We start from the raw sequence: 8,689 nt of genomic DNA, 5'->3' as shown, positions 1-8,689 counted from the left end.
GGGTAAACCTTCGCGAACCGCGGCGGAAGTGAAACGGCTCACTCGTCGGCTCGGTCGCCGGCCAGCCGGCGGTCCTCGCAGGCCCGCTCCGGCACCGACGAGTCCATGAGCGCCGCCCACTCCGGAATGTGACACTCCTGGGTCATCCTCAGCGTTGACATCACGAGCATCCGGCATAACCGTTTGGCTCGCACGACTCCGGGCTCCGGCCGGCGTCAGATGAGCTGTTCGCCGTCGTCGTCGTACAGTTCGATGGCGTCGACCGGGCAGGTGCGCGCCGCGAACTTCGCGTCGAGTTCGTCGCCCTCCGGGACTTCCAGCGAGAACAGGTCGTCGTCTATCTCGTCGGCGCCGGCGAGGTCCGCCTTGCCGTCGTCCATGTTCTTCTCGAAGGCGTCCCACTCGGCGACGCACTGGAACATCCCGACGCAGGTGTCGCGGTCAAACTCGATGTGCATACCGGACGGTTCGGCGGCGACGACGTAATGGCTTCGCCCGCGGCTGTCGCGGTCGGAGTCGTTGCTGTCGCGGTCGGGGTCGTCGCTGCGGCGGCCCGTCGACTCAGTCGGGTACTCCCAGCCCGCGGATTCAGCGGAGCAGCCGCGCGACGACGCCGCGGAGACCGGGCGCGACCGCGCCGTCCGGGACGAACGTGACGGCCGTGTCGCGGTCGATGCCGTCGTCGCCGCCGTTCTCGCCGGCCCAGCGGACGGCCGATTGCGTGGCGTTTCCGTCGCCGATGCCGCCGGCGACGACGTAGCCGTCCGGGGCGTGTACGACGAGTTCGTCCGCGCCGGGGTAGACGGTGCCCTCGCCGCCCATCGCGAGCGGCGGCGGGCTGCTGGCGTGGAACGCCGTGAACACGACTGCGCCGGCGCTCCGCACGGCGGCGTCGCGGCGCAGGTACGTGACGACGAGCGTCTCGCCGTCCATCCGGCTGGACACGGCGAACCGGTCGACGCGGTAGCCGACGACGTCCTCGATGACGGCGCCGCGCACCGTGTCGTTCCGGAGCGCGTCGGCGCCGTCGGTCAACTCCACGCGGGCGGTCCACCGGGTCGACGCGTTCTCGTACACCTGGACGGTCACGGCGGCGTGGCCGACTGCGACGTCGACGCCGTGTTCGGCCGCGGTCGCGGTCAGGCGCTCCCCGCAGACGTCACACGCGGGCTGCGGCGGCGCGCGGGCGGCCGCCGGTGTCGACGCGGCGGCGACGACGAGCAGGAGCGCGACCAGCGCGACGCTCCCGACCGTTCGGGCTCCGTTGGAGGGCATCGACTCCGGATTGTGCGCCCCGTGACAAGTATGTTCGTGCGGTGGCGGCGGCGCGGACGGGCAACTGTTTTGCGGCGCGGGGCTGACCGGCTACGCATGAAATCGGATTCGGGCGGCGAAGCGGCGAAGCGCGCGGCCGGCGTGGCCGCCGCCGACGAGGTGGAGCCGGGCGCGCTCGTCGGGCTCGGAACCGGGAGCACCGCGGCGCACGCCATCCGGCGGCTCGGCGAGCGCGTCGCCGACGGCCTCGACGTAACCGGCGTCACCACCTCCTACCAGTCGCGGCAGCTCGCGCGGGACGTCGGCGTCCCGCTGGAGTCGCTCGACGCCGTCGAGTCGGTCGACGTCGCCATCGACGGCGCCGACCAGGTCGCGGCGGACGCGAACGCGCTCGTGAAGGGCGGCGGCGCGGCGCACGCCCGCGAGAAAATCGTCGCCGGCGCCGCCGACCGGTTCGTCGTCGTCGCCGACGACACCAAGCTCGTGGACGCGCTCGACTTCCCGGTGCCGGTGGAGGTGCTTCCGGACGCCCGCTCCACCGTCGCCGCCGCGGTGCGGGACGCCGGCGGCGACCCGGCGCTCCGCGCGGCCGAACGGAAGGACGGCCCGGTCGTCACCGACAACGGGAACCTCGTGCTGGACTGCGAGTTCGGCGGCGTCGACGACCCCGCGTCGCTGTCGGCGACGCTGTCGGCGACGCCGGGCGTCGTCGAGCACGGACTGTTCGTCGGCCTGGCGGACGCCGTCGTCGTCGGGTCGGCGGACGGCGCCGCGGCTACGCGGACGCTCAAATAACGGGAGGAAAACTACCTGGTTACAGGTCGCGCGGCTGGACCGTCTTCCGGTCGTTCGCCTCGGCGCGGCGGGCGGCGTCGTCGAGCAGCTCCGCGACTTCCTCGTCGAGCGCGTCGTAGAAATCCGACGCGACGTTCTTCTCTTCCAGGTACTCCTTGACGGCTGCCTTGACGATGAGGTCTGCCATGCAGCCGGGATTTTCTCCGCCCTCCATATAAGATTTCCCAAGTTCGCCGCTCACGAAGGGGTGAGGCGGCCGTTCGCGGGGGTCTAGGGGGTGAACTTTTATGGTGTTCCCTATCGACGCCGGCAAGTCACCCCGCCCCGTCCGCCCCGGTATGCGCGAGACGCTCGACCGGCTTCACGCCGGCGAACTCACGCCCGCGGAGGCCGAAGCGCGGCTCCGCGGCTACGCCACGTCGACGGCGGGCAGGCTCGACGCCGCCCGCGACCGCAGACGCGGCGTCCCCGAAGGGATTCTCGCAGAGGGGAAGACGCCGGCGGAGACCGCCGCGATGGCGTCGACGTCGCTCGAAACGACCGGCCGGGCGCTCGTCACCCGCGCCGACGACCGCACCGTCCAGCGGCTCCGGACGTACCTCGCGGAGTCGCACCCCGACGCCGACGTCGACGTCGACACCCGCGGCGGCACCGTCGTCGCTCACGCGCCGGGCTACGACCCCGAATCCGTGGACGCCGACGTGCTCGTCGTCACCGGCGGCACGTCCGACGCGCCGGCCGCGCGGGAGGCCGCGACCGTCGCGCGGGAGGCCGGGCCGCGCGTCGAACTGGTCGAGGACGTCGGCGTCGCCAACATCGACCGCGTCCTCGACGAGAAAGACCGGCTCAGAGGCGCTGACGCGCTCGTCGTCGCCGCCGGCCGAGAGGGCGCCCTCCCCACGGTCGTCGCCGGACTGGTCGCGGCGCCGGTCATCGCGCTCCCGACGTCGATCGGCTACGGCGCCGGCGGCGAAGGGCAGGCGGCGCTGCTCGGCGCGCTCCAGTCCTGCACGGTGCTGTCGACCGTGAACGTCGACGCCGGCTTCGTCGCCGGCGCGCAGGCGGCCCTCATCGCTCGCCGGGTGGCGGCCGCACGCGACGACGGCTGACCGCGTCGACTGGCGGACCGGCTGTCAGCGTCGACGCACCGAATCGCGCTGTATCCGCGGTGTGGCAAGGGTATATGTTGGATGATGCTGTATGGTGACACACCGGCACGGTGGATGCCGGACGACCATGCCACGCTGCGACCACTGCGGGTCGCACGTGTCGGACCGCTTCGCACGCGTCTTCACCGACGAACACGGTCGGTTGAACGCCTGTCCGTCCTGCTCGGCGAACGCGGGCATCGCCGAAGCGGCGCGACACCGGACCCGCGCAGACGACTGAACAACGCTGCAAGCACCCGACGACGCCGCGGCCGCCGCCACCGACCCGGTGCCCGGTGGTTCCCCCGGGCGGCGCGGCGACCCGCTTTTATTCGCGCCCGACGACCCACCGGCAGTGACCGACCACCACGTCTACGTCCTCGAATGCGCCGACGGGACGTACTACACCGGCTACACCACCGACGTGGACCGACGCGTCGCCGAACACGACGCCGGCGAGGGCGCGAAGTACACCCGCGGCCGCACCCCGGTCGAACTCCGCCACGTCGAGACGTTCGACTCCAAGTCCGCCGCGATGAGCCGCGAGTACGAACTCAAACAGCGCTCGCGCGCCCAGAAGGAAGCGCTCCTCGACGACTGACCACCCGCGCTACGCGGCAGGTCCACCGGAATCGTCGTCGCCGTCGCTATCGCCGCTGCCGCTGCCGTCGTTGCTGCCGCGGTCCGCGGCGGCGGTGACGGCGTCGCCCGCGGATTCGACGGCCGCGCCGGCGGCGACGACTGCGTCGCCGGCGACCGAGGTCGCCTCGGCGGCCGCGTCGACCGCGAGGTCGCCTGCGGCGTCGAGTTCCGCGGCGACGTCGCGCTCCGGGACCGGTTCGTCTGGCCGGTGGGCGAGGTAGATTCCGAGCGCGAGCAGCCCGCCGACGACGGCGCCGAACAGGAACAGCACGCCGACCGTGGCGCCCCAGAACGGCGCGTTCTCCACGCCGCGGGCGTCCGCGTCGCGGTACACCCAGTAGCTCACCGCGCCGGTCAGGAACGCGATGATGACGAGCAGGCTCGCCTGCATGCCGACGACGGCGTCGAGCGGAGCGGACATACCCGCGGCTTCGGCCGCCCGGAACAAGCCGGTCGGTGATTCGTCGGAGTCGCACGGGGCCCGTCGAACGCCGAGCCGGTCAGCCCGGCCGCTGCGGCGCCGAACTCAGCGAATCACGGCTCGCGGTTCGCGGTTCGCGGTTCGCGGCTCACGGCTCGCCGTCCCGGCGGTCGAGGTAGCCGTTGACGAGCAGCGGGAGGAGGACGCCGAGGCCGACGAGGACGGCGCCGCCGGCCCACGTCGGCGGGTTCGTGAGTTCGGCCAGCGCGAACAGCGCGACGACGGCGAGCGCGATGCACGCCACGATGACGGTGTTTTCGCGGGAGACCATGCGCGAACCCAGCCGCGACCGCCGGAAAACTGTTCCGACGGTCCGGGCGCTTCGACGACGCGCCGCAGAACTATTCAGGGGTGTCGAGGAACGGCGCTTTCGTCGCGGCGTAGTGGGCGACGCGGCGGCCGAGCGTGACGGTGCGGTCGTACGTCGGGTCGTCCGAGAGCGCGTACCGGGAGTCGGCGCCGATTCCGTCGCCGGCGTCGGGGTCGTCGCGGTCGTCGAACTTGTCGCTGGCGTTGCGGACGCCGACCTGGAGCGGCGGCACCCAGCCGTGGACGCCGCGGACGGTCGCACGCATGTGTTCGAGCGTCGCCTCGAACGACCCGCCGCCGGCGACGACGAACAGGCCGACGACGGTGTCTTCGTACTCGTCGTGCGAGCACCAGTCGTGGAAGCTCCGGAACGTCGACGAGTACGAGCCGTGGTACACCGGCGAGGCGAGGAGGACGCCGTCTGCGGCCCGCACCCGTTCGAGCAGCGCGGCGACGTCGCCGGCCTCGGCGGCGTCGACGTCGGGGTGGTACAGCGGCACGTCGAGCGACGGGTCGCCGAGGTCGATGAAGTCGGTGTCGGCGCCGGCGTCGGCCGCCGCGTCGAGCGCGTACCGCAGAATCGTCTTGCTGTAGCTGCCGTCGCGCCGCGACCCGCAGACGGCGACGACGCGCGGGGAGTCCGTCATACAGTCGGATGGTCCACCTCCGACGAAAAGGCCGTCGGAACGCCGAGCGGCGCCGTCCGTCGACGTTCGGGCGGAGGGCGAGCCGTCGGTCGGGCGGCGGCCCGCCGCGTGCCACCCGGATTTTTCTTCCCGCCAGCCGACGGCTCCGCCATGGACGCCATCTCGTTCGGAACCGACGGCTGGCGGGCGACGCTCGACCAGTTCACCGACGACCGGGTCCGCGTCGTCGGGCAGGCGGTCGCGGACTACCTCGACGCCGAGGGCCTCGACGGCGAAGTCGTCGTCGGCTACGACGCCCGCCCCACCTCGGAGGGGTTCGCGGAGTCGCTCGCCGAGGTGCTCGCCGGGAACGGCTTCGACGCGGTGCTGCCGGAGCGCGACTGCCCGACGCCGGTGGCGGCGCACGCCGTCGTCCGCCGCGAGGCCGTCGGCGCGCTGATGGTGACGGCGTCGCACAACCCCCCGGAGTACAACGGCGTGAAGTTCATCCCGGCCGACGGCGCGCCGGCGCTCCCGGACGTCACCGAGCGCATCGAGGCGAACCTCCGCGAACCGGAACTGGACGCCGACGCCGCCGGCGACGTGACCCGCGCGGACCTCGCGACGGGCCACGCGACGCACGCGAGAGACGTCGTGGCGGAGCGCGTCGGCGTCGACGACCTCGACCTGTCGGGCGTCACGGTCGCGTACGACGCCATGCACGGCAGCGGCCGCGGCGTCACCGACGCGCTGCTCGAAGCCGCCGGCGCCGACGTCGTCCGCCTGCGCTGTGACCGCGACCCCGAGTTCGGCGGGTCGCCGCCGGAGCCGTCCGCCGAGCACCTCGAAGCGCTCATCGAACACGTCGAACACGGCGACGCGGACCTCGGCATCGCCAACGACGGCGACGCCGACCGCCTCGCGCTCGTGACGCCCGGCCGCGGCTTCCTCGACGAGAACCTCTTTTTCGCGGCGACGTACGACCGCCTGCTCGACACCGACGGCGGCCCCGCGGTCCGCACCGTCTCCACGACGTTCCTCGTCGACCGCATCGCCGACGCGCACGGCGAAGACGTCTACGAGACCGCGGTCGGATTCAAGTGGGTCGCGGAGGCGATGGGCGAACACGACGCGCTGATGGCCGGCGAGGAGTCCGGCGGCTTCTCCGTCCGCGGGCACATCCGCGAGAAGGACGGCGTCCTCATGGCGCTGCTCGCGGCCGCCGTCGAAGCCGACGAGCAGTACGACGACCGCGTCGACCGGCTCGAAGCCGAACACGGCCGCATCGTCGCCGACAAGACCAGCGTCGACTGCCCGGACCACCTGAAAGACCGCGTCGTCGCCGACCTCGCCGACGAAATCCCGGAGGAAGTCGCCGGCCAGCCGGTCGCCGACGTCGTCACCGTCGACGGCTTCAAGCTCCTGCTCGCGGACGGCTCGTGGATGCTCGTCCGCCCCAGCGGCACCGAACCGAAGATGCGAATCTACGCCGAATCCGGCTCGCAGGCCCGCTCAGACGCCATCCTCGCCGCCGGCCGCGACCTCGTCGGGCCGGCCGTCCAGGCGGCCGAATAGCCGCGGCTCACCGTCGCCGTCGAGGTCCGCGTCGCCGTCCGCGTTGCTGTCGCGGTTTTGGTCGTCGCCGTCGCGGTCTGCGTCTCGTTCTTCGATGCGGAATCCGAGCGCCGCGTAGAACGGCCGGACGTCCGGCCGGAACTCGGCGGTGAGCGCGCCGTCGACGCGGTCGGCGGCGGCCGCAAAGAGCGCGCTGCCGACGCCCTGCCCGCGTCGCCGCCGGCGGACCGCGACCGCCTCCACGTGGGTGCCGTCGAGCACCAGCACGCCGAGCGCCGATTTCTCGCCGCCGTCTCCGTCACCGCTGCCGCCGTCCTCGGCGAGGAGCACCTCGCCGGCGGCGACCCGGCCGTCGAGGTCCGGCGGGACGTCGAGCAGCGCGGCGTCGACGAGCCGCCGCGCGTCCAGCGCGTCGTCGGCGTCGGCGACGCGGACGCGGACGGTCATCCGCCCTTGATGAGCCGGAGCACCTTCACGCGGGCCGCGTCGACCGCGCGGTCCTCCGGGACCGGGCTGCCGTCCACCAGCACCGTCACCTCGTGGGGCGAGTAGCCGACCTCGCGGCACACGTCGGCGTACGTCGCGTCGTCGGCGAGCGAGAGCTCCGCTGTGGTCTCGCCGACGACCTCCGCAGTCACGTCCATGGGCGACCTGGGCGCTGGAGCGAGTTGAGCGTTGTTCCCCGCGGGCGCGCCGCGACCGAGGCCGGCCGTCAGGACGCGGCCCCGGCGGCGGCGCCGAGGCCGACGAGCGCGAGCGCGGCGGCCACCGGCGGGCCGACCGCGGGAAGGGCGGCGACGACCGCGACGGCGACGACGACTGCCGGCGGCGACCCCGACACGGAATCCGGGAGTCGCGCGGTGACGGCGTCGGCTGCCGCGGTTTCGCCGACGGCGAGCGCGAACAGGACCGCGGCGGCGACGACGGGCGCGGCGATGCCGAGCAGTGGCAGGCCGACGAGCGACGCGGCGAGGGCCGCCGCGCCGACCGCGGCCGCGACGCAGACCGCGACGCCGCGAACGGCGCTCCGAACCGGGCGGCTGCGGGCCCGCGCCGTGAGTCCCGGCACGGCGGCGCCGACGCGGGGGAGCGCGACCGCGAGCGCGCCGGCGAGCAGCGGGACGAGGTGCGGGAGCCACCCGGCGAACCGGACGACCGGGCCGACCGGGCCGAGCAGCGAGTCCGTCTGGCGGACGGCGCCGGTGACGACGCCGCCGCGGTCGACGAGCCGGGCGTCGTACTCCAGGTCGCCGTCGACGCGCGCCGCGTCCGCGAGGACGACGCGGCCGCCGAGCACCGTCGCGTCGCCGGTCCGCCCGGCGATTCTGACGGTTCCGCCGCCGGCGTTCAGCCCGCCGACGTCGCCGCGGACGACCACGGTTCCGGCGTACGCCGTCACCGGCCCCTCGACCGTGCCGTCGACGACGACGCGGCCGCCGAACGCCTGGACGTTCCCGGTGACGACGGCGCTCTCGGTCAGGACGACGACGCCGCCGTACGCGCGGACGGTGCCGTCGACGGTGCCGGCGATGACGACGCGGCCGCCGGTCCCGGTGACGCGCCCCGTCGCGGTCTCGTTCGGCCCGAGCACGACCGACGTGAACGGCCCCGAGGGGAGCGCCGACCCGGTTCCGGTCCCGTTCGCTGCCGACTCGGCGTCCGGAGCAGCGGCGCTTCCGGCCGCTCCGCCGCCGACGCCCGAGAACGCCGCGGCGAGCAGCACCGCCGCCAGCACCCCCACGGTCAGCAGCGCCGCGGCGCCGGTGCGGGACGCGGCGCTGCTCCGGCCGGCCACGTCCGCCGCTGTCTCGTCGGTGTCGGGCGGCACGCGCCGGCGT

The 8,689-nt window shown here is 73.8% G+C and carries 14 protein-coding genes; 5 read left to right on the top strand and 9 right to left on the bottom strand.

Annotated elements, in window-relative coordinates; translation table 11 throughout:
* Positions 1–215 precede the first annotated feature (215 nt).
* Positions 216–458 (bottom strand): ferredoxin, encoded by a 243-nt coding sequence (locus ACQUS7_RS09575; protein WP_435126456.1) that lies wholly within the window; start codon positions 456–458, stop codon positions 216–218.
* A gap of 130 nt (positions 459–588) precedes the next feature.
* Positions 589–1,275, bottom strand: a complete 687-nt coding sequence (locus ACQUS7_RS09570) for a hypothetical protein (RefSeq protein ID WP_435126458.1) — start codon at positions 1,273–1,275, stop codon at positions 589–591.
* Positions 1,276–1,371: 96 nt separating this feature from the next.
* On the opposite strand from ACQUS7_RS09570, the gene rpiA reads away from it, so the two are divergent.
* Entirely contained in the window at positions 1,372–2,070 is a 699-nt protein-coding gene (rpiA, locus tag ACQUS7_RS09565) for a ribose-5-phosphate isomerase RpiA (protein WP_435146618.1), read from the top strand.
* Between the two features lie 19 nt (positions 2,071–2,089).
* Here the strand turns inward: rpiA and ACQUS7_RS09560 are convergent, their stop codons facing one another.
* Positions 2,090–2,257, bottom strand: a complete 168-nt coding sequence (locus ACQUS7_RS09560) for a DUF1931 domain-containing protein (protein ID WP_435126463.1) — start codon at positions 2,255–2,257, stop codon at positions 2,090–2,092.
* A 151-nt stretch (positions 2,258–2,408) separates the two neighbouring features.
* Between ACQUS7_RS09560 and larB the strand changes: the two genes are divergently transcribed.
* The 3 genes from larB (at position 2,409) to ACQUS7_RS09545 (ending at position 3,819) form a co-directional block, all read left to right on the top strand.
* Positions 2,409–3,179 carry a nickel pincer cofactor biosynthesis protein LarB gene (gene larB / locus ACQUS7_RS09555; protein ID WP_435126466.1) on the top strand — a complete coding sequence of 257 codons (771 nt, stop codon included), beginning with the start codon at positions 2,409–2,411 and terminating at the stop codon, positions 3,177–3,179.
* A gap of 127 nt (positions 3,180–3,306) precedes the next feature.
* Positions 3,307–3,459 carry a DUF7563 family protein gene (locus ACQUS7_RS09550; RefSeq protein WP_435126469.1) on the top strand — a complete coding sequence of 51 codons (153 nt, stop codon included), beginning with the start codon at positions 3,307–3,309 and terminating at the stop codon, positions 3,457–3,459.
* A gap of 114 nt (positions 3,460–3,573) precedes the next feature.
* A complete protein-coding gene (locus tag ACQUS7_RS09545; RefSeq protein ID WP_435126471.1) occupies positions 3,574–3,819 on the top strand; it encodes a GIY-YIG nuclease family protein in 246 nt (81 codons plus the stop codon).
* A gap of 9 nt (positions 3,820–3,828) precedes the next feature.
* Here ACQUS7_RS09545 and ACQUS7_RS09540 read toward each other — a convergent pair whose 3' ends face one another.
* The 3 genes from ACQUS7_RS09540 to ACQUS7_RS09530 all read right to left on the bottom strand — a co-directional run bounded on the left by ACQUS7_RS09540 (position 3,829) and on the right by ACQUS7_RS09530 (position 5,297).
* Positions 3,829–4,281, bottom strand: coding sequence for a hypothetical protein (locus ACQUS7_RS09540; RefSeq protein ID WP_435126473.1), 453 nt, complete (start codon positions 4,279–4,281; stop codon positions 3,829–3,831).
* Between the two features lie 148 nt (positions 4,282–4,429).
* Complete coding sequence (locus ACQUS7_RS09535; RefSeq protein ID WP_435126476.1) at positions 4,430–4,612, bottom strand: hypothetical protein; 183 nt, start codon at positions 4,610–4,612, stop codon at positions 4,430–4,432.
* A gap of 70 nt (positions 4,613–4,682) precedes the next feature.
* Complete coding sequence (locus ACQUS7_RS09530) at positions 4,683–5,297, bottom strand: NADPH-dependent FMN reductase (RefSeq protein WP_435146614.1); 615 nt, start codon at positions 5,295–5,297, stop codon at positions 4,683–4,685.
* A gap of 150 nt (positions 5,298–5,447) precedes the next feature.
* Here ACQUS7_RS09530 and ACQUS7_RS09525 point away from each other — a divergent pair, with 150 nt between their 5' ends.
* Positions 5,448–6,851, top strand: coding sequence for a phosphoglucomutase/phosphomannomutase family protein (locus ACQUS7_RS09525; protein ID WP_435146612.1), 1,404 nt, complete (start codon positions 5,448–5,450; stop codon positions 6,849–6,851).
* Here the strand turns inward: ACQUS7_RS09525 and ACQUS7_RS09520 are convergent.
* From ACQUS7_RS09520 to ACQUS7_RS09510, 3 genes are all read right to left on the bottom strand, one after another.
* A complete protein-coding gene (locus tag ACQUS7_RS09520) occupies positions 6,789–7,298 on the bottom strand; it encodes a GNAT family N-acetyltransferase (protein ID WP_435126482.1) in 510 nt (169 codons plus the stop codon). The two genes, ACQUS7_RS09525 and ACQUS7_RS09520, sit on opposite strands and share 63 nt — an antisense overlap.
* Positions 7,295–7,495: a ubiquitin-like small modifier protein SAMP2 gene (gene samp2 / locus ACQUS7_RS09515; RefSeq protein WP_435126485.1), complete on the bottom strand. Its 201-nt coding sequence runs from the start codon at positions 7,493–7,495 to the stop codon at positions 7,295–7,297. The genes ACQUS7_RS09520 and samp2 overlap by 4 nt, the downstream gene beginning before the upstream one ends.
* 68 nt (positions 7,496–7,563) lie before the next feature.
* Positions 7,564–8,679, bottom strand: a complete 1,116-nt coding sequence (locus ACQUS7_RS09510) for a bactofilin family protein (protein ID WP_435146609.1) — start codon at positions 8,677–8,679, stop codon at positions 7,564–7,566.
* Positions 8,680–8,689 lie beyond the last annotated feature (10 nt).

It is taken from the genome of Halobaculum sp. P14 (assembly GCF_051195155.1).
GTDB lineage: Archaea > Halobacteriota > Halobacteria > Halobacteriales > Haloferacaceae > JBNTKA01.
This window is presented reverse-complemented; position numbering and strand designations above follow the sequence as displayed.